Origin of the sequence: Enterobacter sp. CPE_E890, from assembly GCF_046521475.1 — a bacterium.
In the GTDB taxonomy this organism is placed as follows: domain Bacteria; phylum Pseudomonadota; class Gammaproteobacteria; order Enterobacterales; family Enterobacteriaceae; genus Enterobacter; species Enterobacter adelaidei.
Genome location: NZ_JBKFZW010000001.1, coordinates 1,875,830 through 1,893,732, shown reverse-complemented (window position 1 = coordinate 1,893,732; position 17,903 = coordinate 1,875,830). Strand labels below are relative to the sequence as shown.

The 17,903-nt window shown below is 51.3% G+C and carries 20 protein-coding genes, 1 tRNA gene and 2 other RNA genes; 10 read left to right on the top strand and 13 right to left on the bottom strand.

What is annotated here, in order from left to right:
• Positions 1 to 37: 37 nt before the first annotated feature.
• On the top strand, positions 38 to 1,255 hold the full coding sequence (gene mdtG / locus ACLHV9_RS09320; RefSeq protein WP_028019081.1) for a multidrug efflux MFS transporter MdtG: 1,218 nt from the start codon (positions 38 to 40) through the stop codon (positions 1,253 to 1,255).
• Between the two features lie 97 nt (positions 1,256 to 1,352).
• The gene (locus ACLHV9_RS09315; RefSeq protein WP_023311118.1) at positions 1,353 to 1,727 is read left to right on the top strand and encodes a MysB family protein; all 375 of its coding nucleotides are present in this window, start codon (positions 1,353 to 1,355) and stop codon (positions 1,725 to 1,727) included.
• A 6-nt stretch (positions 1,728 to 1,733) separates the two neighbouring features.
• Here ACLHV9_RS09315 and ACLHV9_RS09310 read toward each other — a convergent pair whose 3' ends face one another.
• The 3 genes from ACLHV9_RS09310 to mdoG form a co-directional block, all read right to left on the bottom strand.
• Complete coding sequence (locus ACLHV9_RS09310; protein WP_013097162.1) at positions 1,734 to 1,961, bottom strand: YceK/YidQ family lipoprotein; 228 nt, start codon at positions 1,959 to 1,961, stop codon at positions 1,734 to 1,736.
• Between the two features lie 84 nt (positions 1,962 to 2,045).
• Entirely contained in the window at positions 2,046 to 4,574 is a 2,529-nt protein-coding gene (gene mdoH / locus ACLHV9_RS09305) for a glucans biosynthesis glucosyltransferase MdoH (RefSeq protein ID WP_028019082.1), read from the bottom strand.
• The gene (gene mdoG / locus ACLHV9_RS09300) at positions 4,567 to 6,120 is read right to left on the bottom strand and encodes a glucans biosynthesis protein MdoG (protein WP_028019083.1); all 1,554 of its coding nucleotides are present in this window, start codon (positions 6,118 to 6,120) and stop codon (positions 4,567 to 4,569) included. The genes mdoH and mdoG overlap by 8 nt, the downstream gene beginning before the upstream one ends.
• A gap of 254 nt (positions 6,121 to 6,374) precedes the next feature.
• Between mdoG and mdoC the strand changes: the two genes are divergently transcribed.
• Complete coding sequence (gene mdoC, locus ACLHV9_RS09295) at positions 6,375 to 7,514, top strand: glucans biosynthesis protein MdoC (RefSeq protein ID WP_407220384.1); 1,140 nt, start codon at positions 6,375 to 6,377, stop codon at positions 7,512 to 7,514.
• 34 nt (positions 7,515 to 7,548) lie between these two features.
• Here the strand turns inward: mdoC and ymdB are convergent, their stop codons facing one another.
• The 5 genes from ymdB to csgB all read right to left on the bottom strand — a co-directional run bounded on the left by ymdB (position 7,549) and on the right by csgB (position 10,020).
• Complete coding sequence (gene ymdB / locus ACLHV9_RS09290; RefSeq protein ID WP_028019085.1) at positions 7,549 to 8,091, bottom strand: O-acetyl-ADP-ribose deacetylase; 543 nt, start codon at positions 8,089 to 8,091, stop codon at positions 7,549 to 7,551.
• Between the two features lie 104 nt (positions 8,092 to 8,195).
• Positions 8,196 to 8,516, bottom strand: coding sequence for a type 1 fimbrial protein (locus tag ACLHV9_RS09285; protein WP_134707525.1), 321 nt, complete (start codon positions 8,514 to 8,516; stop codon positions 8,196 to 8,198).
• Between the two features lie 160 nt (positions 8,517 to 8,676).
• Positions 8,677 to 9,009: a curli assembly chaperone CsgC gene (gene csgC / locus ACLHV9_RS09280; protein ID WP_032666989.1), complete on the bottom strand. Its 333-nt coding sequence runs from the start codon at positions 9,007 to 9,009 to the stop codon at positions 8,677 to 8,679.
• Positions 9,010 to 9,070: 61 nt separating this feature from the next.
• Positions 9,071 to 9,523: a curli major subunit CsgA gene (gene csgA, locus ACLHV9_RS09275; protein ID WP_028019088.1), complete on the bottom strand. Its 453-nt coding sequence runs from the start codon at positions 9,521 to 9,523 to the stop codon at positions 9,071 to 9,073.
• 41 nt (positions 9,524 to 9,564) lie between these two features.
• Positions 9,565 to 10,020 carry a curli minor subunit CsgB gene (gene csgB, locus ACLHV9_RS09270; RefSeq protein ID WP_028019089.1) on the bottom strand — a complete coding sequence of 152 codons (456 nt, stop codon included), beginning with the start codon at positions 10,018 to 10,020 and terminating at the stop codon, positions 9,565 to 9,567.
• 760 nt (positions 10,021 to 10,780) lie between these two features.
• On the opposite strand from csgB, the gene csgD reads away from it, so the two are divergent.
• The 4 genes from csgD to csgG are packed head-to-tail and all read left to right on the top strand — an operon-like array spanning position 10,781 to position 13,122.
• Positions 10,781 to 11,431, top strand: coding sequence for a biofilm master transcriptional regulator CsgD (csgD, locus tag ACLHV9_RS09265; protein ID WP_028019090.1), 651 nt, complete (start codon positions 10,781 to 10,783; stop codon positions 11,429 to 11,431).
• A 4-nt stretch (positions 11,432 to 11,435) separates the two neighbouring features.
• Positions 11,436 to 11,825: a curli production assembly/transport protein CsgE gene (csgE, locus tag ACLHV9_RS09260; RefSeq protein ID WP_028019091.1), complete on the top strand. Its 390-nt coding sequence runs from the start codon at positions 11,436 to 11,438 to the stop codon at positions 11,823 to 11,825.
• A 23-nt stretch (positions 11,826 to 11,848) separates the two neighbouring features.
• Positions 11,849 to 12,262 (top strand): curli production assembly/transport protein CsgF, encoded by a 414-nt coding sequence (csgF, locus tag ACLHV9_RS09255; RefSeq protein ID WP_028019092.1) that lies wholly within the window; start codon positions 11,849 to 11,851, stop codon positions 12,260 to 12,262.
• A 26-nt stretch (positions 12,263 to 12,288) separates the two neighbouring features.
• On the top strand, positions 12,289 to 13,122 hold the full coding sequence (gene csgG, locus ACLHV9_RS09250) for a curli production assembly/transport protein CsgG (protein WP_028019093.1): 834 nt from the start codon (positions 12,289 to 12,291) through the stop codon (positions 13,120 to 13,122).
• Between the two features lie 43 nt (positions 13,123 to 13,165).
• Here the strand turns inward: csgG and ACLHV9_RS09245 are convergent, their stop codons facing one another.
• The 4 genes from ACLHV9_RS09245 to ghrA all read right to left on the bottom strand — a co-directional run bounded on the left by ACLHV9_RS09245 (position 13,166) and on the right by ghrA (position 16,081).
• Positions 13,166 to 13,648 (bottom strand): DUF1097 domain-containing protein, encoded by a 483-nt coding sequence (locus ACLHV9_RS09245; RefSeq protein ID WP_075204560.1) that lies wholly within the window; start codon positions 13,646 to 13,648, stop codon positions 13,166 to 13,168.
• 96 nt (positions 13,649 to 13,744) lie between these two features.
• On the bottom strand, positions 13,745 to 14,299 hold the full coding sequence (locus tag ACLHV9_RS09240) for a molecular chaperone (RefSeq protein ID WP_028019095.1): 555 nt from the start codon (positions 14,297 to 14,299) through the stop codon (positions 13,745 to 13,747).
• A 21-nt stretch (positions 14,300 to 14,320) separates the two neighbouring features.
• Positions 14,321 to 15,058 carry a phosphatase gene (locus tag ACLHV9_RS09235; RefSeq protein WP_028019096.1) on the bottom strand — a complete coding sequence of 246 codons (738 nt, stop codon included), beginning with the start codon at positions 15,056 to 15,058 and terminating at the stop codon, positions 14,321 to 14,323.
• An 84-nt stretch (positions 15,059 to 15,142) separates the two neighbouring features.
• Positions 15,143 to 16,081 carry a glyoxylate/hydroxypyruvate reductase GhrA gene (ghrA, locus tag ACLHV9_RS09230; protein ID WP_108090237.1) on the bottom strand — a complete coding sequence of 313 codons (939 nt, stop codon included), beginning with the start codon at positions 16,079 to 16,081 and terminating at the stop codon, positions 15,143 to 15,145.
• A 232-nt stretch (positions 16,082 to 16,313) separates the two neighbouring features.
• Here ghrA and ACLHV9_RS09225 point away from each other — a divergent pair.
• The 3 genes from ACLHV9_RS09225 to ACLHV9_RS09215 all read left to right on the top strand — a co-directional run bounded on the left by ACLHV9_RS09225 (position 16,314) and on the right by ACLHV9_RS09215 (position 16,764).
• Positions 16,314 to 16,401: transfer RNA gene (locus tag ACLHV9_RS09225), tRNA-Ser, on the top strand.
• Positions 16,402 to 16,447: 46 nt separating this feature from the next.
• Positions 16,448 to 16,584, top strand: a non-coding RNA gene (locus ACLHV9_RS09220) — RtT sRNA.
• A gap of 44 nt (positions 16,585 to 16,628) precedes the next feature.
• A non-coding RNA gene (locus tag ACLHV9_RS09215) (RtT sRNA) lies at positions 16,629 to 16,764 on the top strand.
• A gap of 132 nt (positions 16,765 to 16,896) precedes the next feature.
• Here ACLHV9_RS09215 and ACLHV9_RS09210 read toward each other — a convergent pair.
• Entirely contained in the window at positions 16,897 to 17,802 is a 906-nt protein-coding gene (locus ACLHV9_RS09210; protein ID WP_049007328.1) for a LysR family transcriptional regulator, read from the bottom strand.
• Between the last annotated feature and the right edge of the window lie 101 nt (positions 17,803 to 17,903).

Below are 17,903 nucleotides of genomic sequence, written 5' to 3'. Positions count from 1 at the left end.
TACCTCAGGTGTTCTGCACCTCATTATGCGGATTGTTATGTCACCCTCAGATGCCCCCATAAACTGGAAACGTAACCTCACAGTTGCATGGTTTGGTTGTTTTCTTACCGGTGCGGCGTTTAGCCTGGTCATGCCTTTCCTGCCTCTCTACGTCGAGCAACTGGGCGTAACGGGCCATAGCGCGCTCAATATGTGGTCTGGCCTGGTGTTCAGCGTCACGTTTCTCTTTTCCGCGATTGCCTCACCCTTCTGGGGCGGCCTTGCCGACCGTAAGGGGCGTAAAATTATGCTGCTACGTTCGGCGCTGGGGATGGCCATCATCATGGCATTGATGGGTATTGCGCAAAACGTCTGGCAGTTCCTGATTTTACGCGCATTACTGGGCTTGCTCGGTGGATTTATTCCCAATGCGAATGCCCTGATAGCCACCCAAATTCCGCGTCACAAGAGCGGCTGGGCACTGGGAACGCTTTCAACGGGTGGCGTGAGTGGTGCCTTGCTGGGGCCACTGGCCGGCGGATTGCTGGCGGATAATTACGGCTTGCGGCCCGTCTTTTTCATCACCGCCAGCGTGCTTTTCCTGTGCTTTGTCGTCACGTTGATCTGTATTCGGGAAAACTTCACGCCTGTCGCCAAAAAAGAGATGCTTCACGCAAGGGATGTTCTTACCTCACTGAAAAACCCCAGACTGGTGCTGAGCCTGTTCGTGACGACCCTGATTATTCAGGTAGCTACCGGTTCGATTGCCCCCATTCTGACGCTGTACGTTCGCGACCTGGCCGGTAACGTCAACAATATTGCGTTCATCAGCGGGCTAATTGCTTCCGTTCCCGGCGTGGCGGCGCTCCTTAGCGCCCCGAGACTAGGCAAACTGGGGGACCGGGTGGGTCCGGAAAAGATCCTGATCTGCGCGCTGGTGATTTCCGTTCTGCTGCTTATCCCTATGTCGATGGTGCAATCCCCGTGGCAGCTGGGCGTTCTGCGCTTTTTGCTGGGCGCTGCCGACGGGGCGTTACTCCCCGCCGTTCAGACCCTGCTGGTCTACAACTCCACGAATCAGATAGCCGGGCGTATCTTTAGCTATAACCAGTCATTTCGTGACATCGGTAACGTGACCGGGCCGCTTATCGGGGCAGGCATTTCTGCAAGCTTCGGTTTTCGCGCCGTCTTTATCGTGACGGCGGGCGTGGTGCTGTTCAATGCAATTTACTCGTGGTTCAGTTTATCCCGCGCGTTACGACCGGTGGCTGAATAACACGAACGCCTGACAGCTTATTTTCGCATTCATACTTGCAGGATCTTATATTCAGCTATTATTTCCCTGAAACCTTCTGGAAAACAGGGAGACACCAATGACCATGTACGCCACGCTGGAAGAAGCTATTGATGCCGCTCGTGAAGAGTTCCTCGCCGATAACCCCGGCGTTGAAGAAGAAGATGCTGACGTGCAACAACTTAATATCCAAAAATACGTTCTGCAGGATGGGGATATTATGTGGCAGGCCGAATTCTTTGCCGATGAAGGGGAAGAAGGAGAATGTTTGCCGATATTAAGTGGTGAAGGTGCGCAGGCCGTTTTTGACGGCGACTATGATGAAATCGAACTGCGGCAGGAATGGCTGGAGGAGAACACCCTGCACGAGTGGGATGAGGGCGAGTTTCAGCTCGAGCCACCGCTGGATACGGAAGAGGGTCAAACCGCAGCTGATGAGTGGGACGAGCGTTAATTTACGCTATTCGTAAGGGCCGTGGCTGGCATCGATCGGCAGCAGCAGCGTGTCGAAAATCAGCGAAAACGGTAAATCAAGCACGGTAAGATAGCGCCACGCGGAATCACGAACATCCCATTTCACACCCGGGTAGTACTGATTACCGTGGCCCTGCCCTGGAATGGTGCGACTGATGATGCTGCCGCAGCCGCTAAGCAGGCATGCCATCATGACGACGATGATAATTTTCATCTCAAACCTCTAAAAAAATACCGGCGATTAAGCCGGTATTTTATTTGGCGGGTGGCGCTTCGCTTACCCGCTCTACTTAACAACTTACTTCGCCTTCAACGCCAGCGGGTTCAGTTTCAGTTCTTTATAGTAATTTACCCACGAAGAGTATCTCTCCGGAGCGGACCACACGCGGTAGTGAAGACGCGCCATCGTGACCGGGTCGCTCAACAGGACCAGACGGCGGTCGCGATTGAGTTTTTCCGGGGTCTCGTTCAGCGCCTGCTCAACGTGGCGATCGCGGGCAATCTCCAGCACCTGGCTGGCACGGTGGCGTGCTGTCGCCATCGCCGTTGCCAGCGCGTTGAACGACGGGTTAAACACGGCGTGCATAAAACCATCATCCAGCGTGCGATTGCGGTTCTGCTCCAGATATTTGTCGGTATCGACCAGTACCTGCGGCGGGGAATACTCTTCCGGGATCAGGAACAGCTTCCAGCGTTTGGTACGCAGGCCAACCGTTGAACGGCTGGAGATGACCGATACAAACGGGGACAGAATCAAGGAGAATACAATCGGCGCCAGCCAGAACAGGAAGCGCAGATCCAGCCACGCCATCCCCGCCGCCCACACCAGGCCCAGCAGCAGCTGAGAACCGTGGCGCATAAAGGCTTCACTCCACGGCGTGGAGTCGTCATCACGCTGCGGTGAATTCCAGACGACTTCCCAGCCCAGGAACGCACTGACCACAAACACGGTATGGAACAGCATACGCACCGGCGCCAGCAGTACGGAGAACAGTACTTCCAGCAGGAGAGAAAGGGTCACGCGGCAGAAACCGCCGTACTCTTTCGAGCCTTTGCACCAGATCAGGATGATGCTGAGCAGCTTAGGCAGGAACAGCAGCACCATGGTGGAAGCAAACAGCGCAATCGCCAGCTCAGGACGCCACTGCGGCCACACCGGGAACAGCTGGCGCGGTTGCAGGAAGTATTGCGGCTCAGTCAGGGCATGCACCACCTGCAGCGCAGTGGAGAGCGCAAGGAACATAAACCACAGCGGTGCGGAGAGATAAGACATCACGCCCGTCAGGAACACCGCACGGTGAACCGGGTGCATCCCTTTTACCAGGAACAGGCGGAAGTTCATCAGGTTACCATGACACCAGCGGCGGTCACGTTTAAGCTCATCCAGCAGGTTCGGCGGCAGCTCTTCGTATGATCCCGGCAGGTCGTAGGCAATCCAGACGCCCCAGCCAGCACGACGCATCAGCGCCGCTTCTACGAAGTCATGCGACAGAATAGAGCCGGCAAACGAACCTTCACCCGGCAACGGTGCCAGCGCGCAGTGTTCAATGAACGGCTTCACGCGGATAATGGCGTTGTGACCCCAGTAGTGCGATTCACCCAACTGCCAGAAATGCAGTCCCGCGGTAAACAGCGGCCCGTAAACACGGGTGGCAAACTGCTGACAGCGCGCATAGAGCGTGTCCATACCGGATGCTTTCGGCGATGACTGAATAATACCGGCGTTCGGGTTGGCTTCCATCAGACGCACCAGACCGCTCAGGCAGTCACCGCTCATGACGGAGTCAGCATCCAGCACCACCATATAGCTGTACTGGTTACCCCAGCGACGGCAGAAGTCATCAATGTTGCCGCTTTTACGCTTCACACGACGACGACGGCGGCGGTAGAAGATCTGGCCTTCGCCCTGCACTTCCGCAATCAGTTCCATCCAGGCTTTTTGCTCTGCAACGCAGATATCCGGGTTGTAGCTGTCGCTCAGGATGTAAACGTCGAAATGCTCCGCGTTTCCGGTCGCCTTAACGGACTCCCAGGTCGCACGCAGCCCCGCAAATACGCGGTCAACGTCTTCGTTACAGATAGGCATAATCAGCGCAGTACGGTGCTCAGGATTAAGGGGTTCATCCCCGACCGTTGACGCGGAAATACTGTATTTGTCACGCCCCATCAGCAACTGCAGGAAGCCCATCAGTGCGGTCCAGAAACCGGCCGATACCCAGCAGAACAGGACAGCGAACAGCAGGAGGATGCCGCTCTGAAGGATATACGGCAGCAACTGCATAAAGGAGACCCAGAGATCCTGGCCCATCATGTCAGTCGGGTTGATGAACGCCCAGCCCTGGTAAGGCAGAATGGTTTTCATATACCAGGTCGCGACAACCGTCTGTGCCAGCGTCAGAAGCAGCAGGATGTAACGACGGATTGTCCCCACGGTACGCCATTTCTGTTCAGAGGCCTGCTCTTCTTTCGTCAGGCGAGACAGATAGCGCGGCGTTACATCACGTCCGCGCAGACGATCCCAGAAGCGGCCAACCGGGTTGGTACGCCACGGATCGGGGAACATCGAGGAACGCGTAGCCTTCGGCATTGCCTGAAGCTGATCGCGTCCTTCGTCGTCTTTAATCAACTGCCCTTCTGCCAGCGAGTCCGGCCATGCCTGCTCCAGACGAGCCTTAACTGACCCCAGCGGCGTATCATCATCCCGGGAAAACTGATGATGTTCACCATCCAGCGCGGTATGAACCGCGCGGATGTCGCTCTTAGGCAGTGCCGCTTTTTCGATATCCGTCAGCGGCATGGCATCAATATATTCAGATGTATTATTCATTGGCAGGTAGCTGGTAGCTCCAGGTTTCACTCAGCGGCTGATCGTCACTGACCAGCGCAGCACGCATTTCAGTGGTCTGCTTCGGATCTTTCACTTTCACACGCAGAGTCAGACGCCAGCCCTTCGTTATCGGGTTGTAACGCACGGTATTCTCAACGATTTCACCGTTATCCCCAATGCTGGCCTGAGCAGCAACGGCGGTATCCGGTGACAGTTTCTTCATATCCTGGCCTGTGAAGTCCACAACAAAGGCCACAGTGCCGTCAGGCTGACGGATAAGATTAGACTGTTTCACATCCCCCGTTGAGCGGCGAGTCTGCACAACATACGCGCTATCCGGCGCATGCAGCTTATCTTCGTCGCGGCTGAAGGTAATGGTGTACTTGAAGTTCATCTCTTTACCGGCTTCCGGCAGCTGATCCGGTGTCCAGTAAGCCACGATGTTATCGTTAGTTTCATCGTTGGTTGGAATTTCAACCAGCTCAACCTTCCCTTTACCCCAGTCACCTTTCGGCGTGACCCAGGCACTTGGACGCAGATCATAGCGATCGTCGAGATCTTCAAAACGAGAGAACTGACGACCACGTTGCAGGAGGCCAAAACCTTGCGGGTTTTCCATCGCAAAACTACTTACGGCCAGATGTTTCGGGTTATTCAGCGGACGCCAGATCCACTCACCGTTACCGGCATGAATAGACAGGCCATTGGAATCGTGCAGTTCCGGGCGGAAGTTCGTTGCCGGTGACGGCTGGTTTGGCCCAAACAGGAACATACTGGTCAGCGGTGCAACACCCAGTTTGCCCACTTTGTCACGCAGGTAAACTTTAGACTGCACGTCAACCACCGTGTCACGACCTGGCATAATCACAAAGCGATAAGCACCGGTTGCACGTGGGGAATCCAGCAGCGCGTAAATGGTCAGACGTTTGTCCGTTGGTTTTGGACGTTCAATCCAGAACTCGCGAAAACGTGGAAACTCTTCACCTGATGGCAGCGCGGTATCAATAGCCAGACCGCGCGCAGAAAGCCCGTACACCTGCCCCGCGCCGATCACGCGGAAATAGCTGGCACCAAGCATGCTGACGATTTCATCGTTTTTATCTTTGCTGTTGATCGGGTAAAGCACCTTGAAGCCTGCGAAGCCCAGGTCTTTCACCGTATCTTTGTCGTGTTGCACATCGCCGAAATTAAAATAATCCGGGCTGTACTTGATCTTACGTACAGCCGTTGCCGTCACTTCATTGATGGCAACAGGCGTGTCGAAGTACATACCCTGATGATAAAACTCAAGCTTGAACGGGGTCTTAATAGTGTTCCAGTACGCTTTGTCGTGATTGAACTGGATCTGCTGATAGTCCGCATACTTCATGTCGCGGAAAACGGAGGGCAAGTTACTTTTCGGCGCTTCGTAGCTCTTGCCTGCCATCGATTTTGCCTGTTTTGCGACATCATCGATGTTAAAGGCCAGTGCCGATGAGGTATACAGTGATAACACGACTGCAGCACCTAACCAACGCATTTTCATCATCTGTGGTTTATGTTTCATAATAAGTAAGCACTTCCCCCTTTGTGTGCTTATATCGATCCGATCCATTTTAATGGAAACTCAGGCAATCCGACAACATTATCACTGCTTTGTTCAGCTGCTGGCTCATGGATTAAGCAAATGAAAGAACCCGCGATTCACTTTACGTGCTTATCCTGGAGACAGGGTGTCGGTCTTGGTGTAGGGTTGGCTTCGAATGTAACCATTATGAGTCTTAGGGATAAGACGAAAAGTCTGAGAATGCACAAAGTTATATGAGCTCAACACCAACAGAACGTGAATATTTCCTCGACTCGATCCGGGCATGGCTGATGCTATTGGGGATCCCCTTTCACATTTCACTGATTTACTCCAGCCACACCTGGCATGTTAATAGCCAGATGCCCTCCTGGTGGCTGACGTTGTTTAATGACTTTATTCACGCCTTCCGTATGCAGGTGTTTTTTGTCATATCCGGCTATTTCTCTTACATGCTGTTTCTGCGTTACCCGCTCAAACGCTGGTGGAAAGTGCGCGTGGAACGCGTAGGTATCCCAATGTTGACCGCCATTCCGCTGTTGACGCTGCCGCAGTTCATTATGTTGCAATACGTCAAAGGCAAGGCGGAGAGCTGGCCGAATCTTTCATTGTATGAAAAGTACAACACGCTGGTCTGGGAGCTGGTGTCCCATCTGTGGTTCCTGCTGGTGCTGGTGGTACTTACGACAGTCAGTGTGTTGATTTTTAGCCGCCTGCGCCACCATTTGAGTTATAAAGCCGATACTTTTTTCGCCAATATTACGATGGGCAAACTGACGGTGCTCTTTTTGCTGTTAGGGGTCGCCTATGCCGCCCTGAGACGTACCCTGTTTATCGTCTATCCGCCGATTTTAAGCGATGGGTTATTTAATTTCGTGGTGATGCAGTCGCTGTTCTACATTCCGTTCTTTTTGATCGGCGCGCTGGCATTTATTCATCCGAAGCTTAAATCACTGTTTACCACTCCATCGCCATGGTGCGCGCTGGGGGCTACACTCGCGTTTGCGGCTTATCTGCTGAATCAGCGCTACGGTAGCGGCGACGCCTGGATGTATGAAACGGAAAGTGTGATCACCATGCTGCTGGGCTTGTGGATGGTCAATGTGGTATTCGCGCTCGGCCACCGCCTGCTGAACTTTAAGTCCACTCGCGTGACTTACTTCGTTAATGCATCGCTGTTTATTTATCTTGTGCATCATCCCCTGACGCTGTTTTTCGGGGCTTACATCACGCCGCATATTACATCCAACACGCTGGGTTTCTTTACCGGGCTGGTGTTTGTCGTCGGTGTTGCCATCGTACTCTATGAGATCCATTTGCGGATCCCACTTCTGCGTTTTCTCTTTTCAGGAAAACCACCCGCGAAAGCGTCATAAACAACGGCGGCGCACTCAGTGCGCCGCCGTTGTTTCAGGCTTCTGATTCCTGCCCACGCTGGGTCAGAAGCCGTTGATAAAGATGGGTGGTTTCTTCGTCAAAACAGACAAAGATAACCTTTTCAGGCATCGGTTTGAGCGACAGATAACGGTAAACCGTTTCTACGGCTATAGTCGCTGCTGCCGCTTTCGGATAGCCATATACGCCGGTACTGATGGCCGGGAATGCCATCGTTTTATAGCCATTATCGGCAGCCAGGCGCAAACAGTTTCGGTATGCCTCCTCCAGAAGACTCGCTTCATGCTGGTCGCCACCGTGCCAGACGGGACCTACAGCATGAATAACCGCTTTGGCAGAAAGATTGCCTGCAAGCGTAATCACCGCATGACCAGGAGGGCATTCTCCCTGCTGTTGACGCACGACTTTGCAGGCCTCCAGCAACTGTGGTCCCGCAGCCCGGTGGATAGCACCGTCCACACCACCGCCCCCCATCAAAGATGGATTGGCCGCATTGACGATAACGTCGACGTGCATGGTCGTAATATCGCCATGAATGATTTCAATTTGCGGTTTCATAAAGCCCCTCTGCAACCCGCCTTTTTCTTAAGTGTATCGCAGAGGAGCCAGGGAGAAAAAACTATCAGACAACATCCTCTTCCGCCGCGGAGCGGAAGAGTGAATTAGCGATACTGGATCTGGACAATCGCGAGCGTTTTTTCAGGATTAAGGTATTTCATGCTGAGAGTGGCGAGGCTGGAATCGGTCACCGTGCCATTAAGCGCCTCTTCATAACTGACCATTCGCGTTTGCATACGGTTATTATCCGGGCATGACATGGCAAACTGTCGCTGTTGCGGCGTGACTTCACAGGGGTCTGCAACAATGGCACCACGAAAATGAATTACCCCACCATTTGCAAGGGTGGCTGAATAAGCGGGGAGAATGAAAGCAGAAGCGATCAAACCCAAGCCTGTAGCAAGCTGAGCTAAATATTTGGTCATTATATGCACTCCTCAATGAGAATCGTCCTTGAGGGGTAAACGCGCTTCATTAAGGCAAACGAAGGCTCGCGTTACGGAACATCACTACTCAGTTCCTGATATCAGCATAGCTCAACGCCGCAGGCCCGCCACATTCATAACATATTGATTTAATGAATGATTATAAACTCTTTTCCGCCGGCGACCATTGTTGTGATAAATGAAGCGACTTTCCATCAGTAATGGTGACAACGATTTTTACCGTATCCCCCGCGTCAATATTTAAACTCAACCGCATTAAATCAATCGTCTGATTAGCGGGTATAAAAAGTGTATTTTGCTGTCGCGAAGAGCTTTGCCCGCCCTGCCCTTCTCGCTCAGAGACAATCTGAACCTGGCAATTGCACGGCTCCGTCAGAGTGACCTGTGGAATAATAGTGGTCATATTTTCCTGCTGTGACGTTTTAAACGTGATTTGGCTGGAAAGTGCGGCGAGGAGAATTAAGGTATTCATGATGAACTCCCGAAAAAAAACAGGGCGGATGCCCTGTTTTTTTGTAGCACAGATTTCAGTATCAGTACTGATGAGCTGTCGCGTGGTTACCAAAACCAATCTGGGTAACGTTGACAGTTGAGTTAGAAGCAGTCTGGTCGACCAATGCACCGTTAAGGCCACCGTACTGGCTAACATTCATAGTAGAATTTTTGCTGTTCCACTGATCAAGTGTTGCACTGTTGCCGAAACCGTTCTGGGTCAGGTTAATTTTACTGTCATCAGACCCCTGACCAACATCAGCACCGTTACCGCCACCGGTCTGGCTAATATTCAGAACTGAATTTCTGGCATCTGTCTGCAAAGCTACAGCAGAGTTACCGCCACCGTTCTGGTAAATATTCAGGGTAGAATTTGGGCCACCGTATCCGCCATGGCCATGTCCATGACCCCATCCGCCCTGATCAATCAGACCAGCCATTGCACTACCAGAAACTACGATTGCTGCGAGTGCTGCCACTTTGATAAATTTCATGGTAAACCCCCATCGGATTGATTAAAGTCGTCGCGAAATAGTTAGCGCTGGATAACGCGAATTGCCATTTGCGACTGTTTCTGCACTACAACTGCGGTTTTCTGTGTACCGTACTGCGTAATGTTTGCTCTATTACCCGACCCTTTCTGGATAATTTTCGCACTATTACCATATCCATCTTGCGTAATACCTGCATCGTTCCCGTTGCCGCTTTGATCGATCCAGGCCATATTGTAACTCCCTGATTGATCAACTTTCGCTCTGTTACCTGCCCCATCCTGGGAAACTATGGATAATAGTTTTGAACCGTCCTGGTGAACCTGAGCGTCATTTAGAATGCCCCGTTGACCAATAATGGCTGCCTGATTTAAAGATGAAAGACTTAATTCGTTAACCGCGAAATTATATTCAGTATTCGCCATATCTGAATTAGCCGCGGTTACAAATCCAGGCGCACCCAGCAATGTAAACATCATAAATAACGATATGTTTTTCATGTTGTCACCCTGGACCTGGCTATTTAAGTACTCCATAACCGTGTAACAATGATATTGTTAAAACGACTCGTGATGTGTTAACGCGTCGTTACGGTGAAGAGTATGTCCGCTGAAACATTTTAAATATCTCACCCACGCGGCTTATTTTTATTTTTCGGGTCACCACAAAGTCGTAATTTAAGGAAAAAATTGCTTTAAACAGGACAGCTTATTTTTTATTAAACATTTCTTCTCGCCAGCTTGTACAACATCGCGAGGGCTGTCCACGCTTCATCCCGCCTTGTTTAAACGGAACGGCAGGATGCCATTTTCCTCATCGCGTGACACGAGGCGTGTTTTCTTAAGACAGAAACATCGTCATTCCATGACTTAGAAAAAATCGGCATCTCATACCTCTCAACAATCATTAAAAAATAACAAATAAACAATAAAATCAATTAATTATAAATATTTGTATGATTTTTAAAATCTGTGCACACATATTTGCATGTACAACTTTATTATCAAAATGCGGCATTCAATACCGACAAATATCACAAATTAATATTGATTTTTACATTTAGTTACATGATTAACACTTGCTTTAAACTTCGTAAAAGCTAGATTGAAATTAGATGTACGAAATTGGTTTTATATTTACCTCCCTGTGGAGGTTATGGTCTGATTCTACACACAGCAGTGCAACATCTGTCAGTACTTCTGGTGTCCTCTTTTTACAGGAGGACAGCTGCCAGGTGCCAAAAAAAAGTGGGGTTTCATCATGTATAATGAAGTCCATAGTTTACATGGTCATACATTACTGTTGATCACAAAACCTTCTTTGCAAGCGACAGCTTTATTACAACATTTAAAGCAATCTTTATCACTGAGCGGGAAATTGCATAATATTCAACGTTCTTTCGATGATATTGCACCTGGCAGCATTATTCTTCTCGATATGATGGAAGCTGATAAAAAGCTTATCCATTACTGGCAGGATATTTTAAGCAGGAAAAACAATAATATCCGCGTGCTATTGTTGAATACGCCTGATGAGTATCCTTTCAGAGATATTGAAAGCTGGCCGCATATCAATGGCGTGTTCTACGTCACGGAAGAAGAGGACCGGGTGGTAGAGGGGCTGCAAGGTATATTGCGCGGAGAGTGTTATTTTTCGCAAAAACTTGCCAGCTACCTCATCACACACTCCGGAAATTATCGCTATAACAGTTCAGAGTCAGCACTGCTAACGCACCGTGAGAAAGAGATCCTGAACAAGTTACGCATTGGTGCTTCAAATATTGAAATCGCCCGTTCGTTATTTATCAGCGAAAATACGGTAAAGACGCACCTTTATAATCTTTTCAAGAAGATAGCTGTGAAAAACCGAACTCAGGCGGTTTCGTGGGCAAATGATAACCTCAGGCGTTAATCACATGAAGCGCACGTTGAGTTGGATCGCCGCAGCGAGTTTCCTGCTCGCTGCCGGGAATCTGAAGGCCGTCGAGGTCGAAGTTCCTGGATTGTTAACAGACCACACCGTCTCATCGATCGGGCACAGTTTTTACCGTGCCTTCAGTGATAAATGGGACAGCACATACACTGGAAATATAACAATCAACGAGCGGCCCAGTGCACGATGGGGAAGTTGGATAACAATAACGGCTAATCAGTACGTTATTTATCAAACGTTTTTATTCCCCACAAAAATGGATTTCGACAAAAACGTATCCTTAGCACTGGCACAATCAGAAGACGCTATTAATCGCCTGCAAATAGATAAAGCCCTATTAAGCACCAGCGATTTAGCAAAAGACGAGTTCTAGCGAACCGATATGCGGAGGCTGTCATGCGTATTGCATATGCAGTTGTTTCGATAATGCTGATCACCCCCATAAGTTGGGCCGGGAACATGACGTTCCAGTTCCGTAACCCTAACTTTGGCGGTAACCCTAACAACGGTGCGTTCCTGCTGAATGAAGCTCAGGCGCAAAACTCTTATAAGGACCCGAGTTATAAGGATTTTAGCGTTGATACCCCGTCTGCTCTGGACAATTTCACACAGGCTATTCAGTCGCAGATTTTAGGTGGGTTACTGACCAACATTAATACCGGTAAACCCGGTCGAATGGTCACCAACGACTTTATTGTCGACATCGCCAACACGGACGGACAGCTCCAGTTGAATGTTACCGATCGTAAATCAGGAAAAACCTCAACGATCCAGGTTTCCGGTCTACAAAGTAATTCAACTGACTTTTAAACAACAGCAAAATAAGGACAATGATCATGCAGCGCTTCCTGATATTTGTTGCAGTGTGCTTATTGAGCGGTTGTTTAACTGCTCCACCTAAAGAAGCTGCAAAACCTACTTTAATGCCTCGGGCCCAAAGTTATCGTGATTTAACACATTTACCGTCACCAACCGGTAAGATATTTGTCTCTGTTTACAACATTCAGGATGAAACCGGGCAATTTAAACCTTACCCGGCAAGTAACTTCTCCACGGCGGTCCCGCAAAGCGCCACTGCCATGCTGGTTACCGCACTCAAGGATTCACACTGGTTTATTCCTCTGGAACGCCAGGGGCTACAGAACCTGTTGAATGAACGAAAAATTATTCGTGCAGCACAGGAAAATGGCACCGTCGCGGACAATAACCGGACGCCTCTGCAATCTCTGGCAGCCGCGAATGTCATGATTGAAGGTTCGATTATCGGTTACGAAAGTAACGTTAAATCAGGTGGTGTAGGAGCACGTTACTTCGGTATCGGCGCTGATACCCAGTATCAGCTCGACCAAATCGCCGTTAACCTGCGTGTGGTTAACGTGAGTACGGGCGAAGTGCTCTCTTCGGTGAACACCAGCAAAACCATTCTGTCTTATGAAGTGCAGGCTGGGGTATTCCGCTTCATCGACTACCAGCGTTTGCTGGAGGGTGAAATTGGTTACACCTCTAACGAACCGGTCATGATGTGCCTGATGTCTGCCATTGAAACCGGCGTTATCTTCTTAATTAACGATGGTATCGATCGCGGGTTGTGGGATTTGCAAAACAAAGCAGACGTGCAGAACCCGATACTGGTGAAATACCGCGATATGTCAGTTCCTCCGGAATCCTGACAGGAAGCGCATAAAAAAGGCGAGATGATTATCTCGCCTTTTTTTATTCACTCACCGCAGTGATGCTTTGCGCTTTTTCCCGCCGCGCCGCCAGCCAAAGACCGCTGTTCTTCATGGCGTAGCCAAACAGCAACCCCAGCGCCAGCGAGGGGACAACCAGTTTCCAGTCACCCTGCCCTGCAAAGGTCGCACACGCCCCCATAAAAGTTCCCGGCACGAACGAAAGCAACAGATGTTTTGCCTGGATGCACATCAAAAAAGCAACCACGCCCGTCATGACATACCCCAGCATCTCCAGATGCGGGGCCAGCGCGCTGCCTTTCATAATCACCAGCGCCCAGATAACACCGCTCATCAGGGTGCAGCCTGAAATAAAGAGACCTTTAACACCCCCCTGCGGGCAGGCGAAATAGGCCGTGCAGCCAAGAAACCCAGCCCAGCTGAGCAGCCCGAGAGACACAGCTACCCATCCCCAAAGCCCGGAGAGAATACCAGTGGTTAATGCGATACAAAGTAATATGTTCATGGTGCGCATCTTAGCAGAAGCGCACCATAGAAATGAGATCGCTAGCACATTACGTGCAAGTTGAAATGTATAGTTGCAGAGTTAATGTGATCTAAATCACTCTTCGTGTTCTTCTTCCAGCTCATCCCACATTGCCGCGATGGCGTCTCGAGTCAGCGGAGCCAGCGTTCTCCAGAATGGCGAAGTCGCATGTGCTTCGACTTTGCCAAGAAACGTTCCGACCCATGGCAACAGATACGTTTCGAACAAGGTTTCGATAGCTTCATTCTCATCATCACCTGCGTTGTCTTCGATCCAGGATGCAGCCAACAGCAGCGTACCAATATGGTCGGCTGGTGTATCGCTCAGCGGCATACCGCGAGTGGAGAGAAAAGCACGGACTTCCGCTTCTGTCGCCCCTTCCTGCCAGGCAGAACGGTATGGCGAAACGCGGCATTCATCACCCACGAACAGCGCATTGTAGTCGGTCGCTACCTGCTGCATATCGCAGCTTTTTTGCAGACGCTCCAGTAACTCATCCTGTTCCAGCGGCCAGTTCTGCGCCAGTTTACCTTCACGAATTAACGTAAAGAGTGGAACCAACAGCGGGTCTTGCGGCTGGCGATAATAGAGCGTACCCAGCACGCGACAAAGGATGGAGAACTCGTTCATTTTTATTATTCCATTACACAATTAAAGATCGGCAAATTCGTCAATCGGTTCCATGCCGCGCGACTCGAGGAAATCGAGCAGCCGGCGTGGGGTCACGTTCAGGATTTGCGCTTCCGGGAAGTTAACGTCATTAAGCACCTTCAGGCACTCACTAAAATCACCCAGCGTAAACGCGGTATGGGAGTCAGAGCCCAGCGCCACCATACCTCCGGCATCCCGCACGGCAGCGGCCACTTCACGGCAGTTTGCTTCACTGCCCTTACGCGAGTGAACAAAGGAGGAGTTGTTAATCTCCAGCGCCACGCGGTGTTTCGCTGCCGCCTGGGCGACAGCCTGAATATCAATCGGATATTTTGGATTACCCGGGTGGCTTATAATATGCACATTGCCGCTGGCAATAGTGGCAATCATCGCCGCGGTGTTGGTCTCTTTATCCTGGGGAGGGAAAACCGGCTCATGGAAACCGGCGAGGATAAGGTCAAGAGACGTCAGCATCGGGCCGGTGCAGTCGATCTCACCGTCGGTATTTTTAATATTCGCCTCAATACCACGCAGTATCCCAATGCCGTCAACCAGACGTGGCCAAATCCGCATATTCACAAAATGCCAGTAGTGCGGCGCATCCGCCATGTCCGGGCCATGATCGGTTATCGCGAACAGCTTGATGCCTTTAAGCTTTGCTTGCGCGATATAATCATGGAGGTTGCTATACGCGTGGGTGCTGGCGACGGTGTGCATATGCAGGTCAACGGGATACATCTCTCTCTCCTCTGCGGTTTTTCCAAAGGATAGCAGTTATCAGCGGCGAATATTAGCAAAAACCCGGCGAACGCCGGGTTTCTCTCAGTAGCCGCGCTGCCTGTCGACCTGTCCAGTGACTGCATTACCCTTTTCCATTTCGCTGATGGTATGGGATATATACGCCACCGCTTCTGCCGGACGCGTCACGGCAGCCACGTGCGGGGTCATAGCCACACGCGGATGCGCCCACAGAGGGCTTTCCGCAGGCAGCGGCTCGCGGCTGTAGACATCCAGCATGGCACCTTTTAGCCTTCCGCTGTCCAGGGCCTTCAACAGATCGGGCTCGACCAGATGCACACCACGCGCCAGGTTCATCAGGTAGCTTTGAGCGACGAGCTGATTGAGCAAGGCTTCATTGATAATCCCTACCGTTTCCGCCGTATTAGGCAGCAGGTTAATCAGCACGCGCGTGCCTTTCAGAAAGGCCGGCAGTTCATCTGTTCCGGCAAAGCTCTCTACGCCCGGATAATCTTTGCGGGTGCGGCTCCAGCAGCGCAACGGAAAGCCCCACGGTGCGAGCGCTTCAGCCACTTTTGACCCCAGCACACCAGCACCGAGGATACCAATGGTAAAATCTTCGCGCTGATAATCAGCCAGCGGTTCCCAGTGGGATTGCTGTTTTAATACCTGATAGTCATCAAAGCGACGGAACCAGTGCAGAACCTGGCTCACGGCATACTCCTGCATTTGCTGGCCCATACCGGTGTCTTCGAGGCGGAAAAGAGGAATATCTTCCGGCAGCATTTCCGGGTGAGCCTTCAGCTTGCTCAGAATGGAGTCCACACCGGCGCCCAGGGCAAAGACAGCTTTCAGTTTACGCCCCTGCAGCATTTCTACCGGCGGATGCCAGACCAGCGCGTAGTCAGCATGTTCGTTGTCACCCCGCTTCCACTCGCGAACGCGTGCGCCGGGTAACGCCGCGGTAAGCGCCTTGATCCAGTATGCCGCATCAAACGTGGGGTGATAGAAGAGTATATCCATAGTCATTCCTGCCTTTTATTGCGCTGAATTATTTTGATTTTCAACTGGATTGCCAGCATAACAAATTTATTGCGCGACTGTGCTGCTGATAAAAAAGACGCTTTCAGCACATTTAAGAATCATGTTGCCTGAAGTTTGTCTAAACACGCTAAATTACTGAAAAAGTGAGTTGACGGCAGTTCGGCTTTTCCTTACATTAGCGCCCGTCCCGACAACAACGGGATGACAATATGGTGAGGTGTCCGAGTGGCTGAAGGAGCACGCCTGGAAAGTGTGTATACGGCAACGTATCGGGGGTTCGAATCCCCCCCTCACCGCCATCTTTAAAGAAGAGCTCGCATGAAAATGCGGGCTTTTTTTTCGCATGTCGCACTCATGCAGGGGGGATGAGAATCCCCGACCGGGGTTCGACAACTGGCGACAGCCAGTTGGACAGACTGAGAGCGCAGCGAACAGGCTGCCCGCAGGGCGAGCAAAGCGAGTCAATCCCCCCCTCACCGCCATATTTAAAAAAGAGCTCGTACGAAAGTACGGGCTTTTTTTTCGCATATTGCACGCTGCGGGGGGATGAGAATCCCCGACCGGGGTTCGACAACTGGCGACAGCCAGTTGGACAGACTGAGAGCGCAGCGAACAGGCTGCCCGCAGGGCGAGCAAAGCGAGTCAATCCCCCCTCACCGCCATATTTAAAGAAGAGCTCGTACGAAAGTACGTGCTTTTTTTTCGCATATTGCACGCTGCGGGGGGATGAGAATCCAGAGACTCCCTGCGCTCTTTATGTCGGGTGGCGCTGCACTTACCCGACCTACAAAAAACTATTCTTCAACCATCTTCGCATATTCTTCGGTCAGAAAATCCACCAGCGTCCTGACAGAAGGTAACAACCCGCGTCTTGATGGATAAACAGCGTGAATCACTTCCCGTCTGGGTTCCCAGGCCTCAAGTACCCGAATCAGTTCGCCTGACGCCAGCTGATCCTTCACCATCAAAATCGGCAGCTGCACCACGCCGATGCCAGCCATGGCAGCTTCACGTAGCGCAAGCATATCGGTGGTGATCAATCGAGGGTGATAATGGATCTCCGCTTTAGCACCTCCAGGCCCGGACAGTGCCCATTTATGAATATGTTTCCCCTCGTTCATGCTTAGCCCGGGCCAGGCACTGAGTTCAGACGGGGCTATCGGTTCTCCCATGCGTTGAATCAACGCCGGACTCGCGACCAGACAATGCCCCCTGTCAGCCAGCACCCTTAACACCAGATCGCTGTCATCAAACGGGCGAGGGCGGACGCGGATCGCGATATCCACGCCCTCTCCCACCAGGTCTACCCGTCGATTGGTAGCCTCAAGCTGAAGATTGATGCCGGGATAACGCGCCATAAATCTTGCCAGCATCGGACCAACATGGACATGCAACAGGGTTATCGGGCAGGTGATCCTGACAATGCCGCGCGGTTCTGCCTGCAGTGCCGCCACGGCCTCTTCTGCCGCCTCCGCCTCCACCATCATCGCTTTACAGTGCTGATAGAAGGTCTGCCCGACCTCAGTCACCGTAAATTGCCGGGTTGTTCGGTGGATGAGCCGCACGCCAAGGCGCTCTTCCAACTGCGCGATCCGGCGGCTTAGCCTGGACTTTGGCAGGTCAAGCGCCCTTCCCGCCGCCGCAAAGCCACCGTAATCCACCACCTTCACAAACCAGACGAAGTCATTGAGATCCTGCATAAATCCTCATCGTTCCATTATTAGAACAGTGAATGCCATTTTCACTATCTACCGGGATATTAAACCTGAATATAAGCTAATTGCATCAACTGAACATCAGG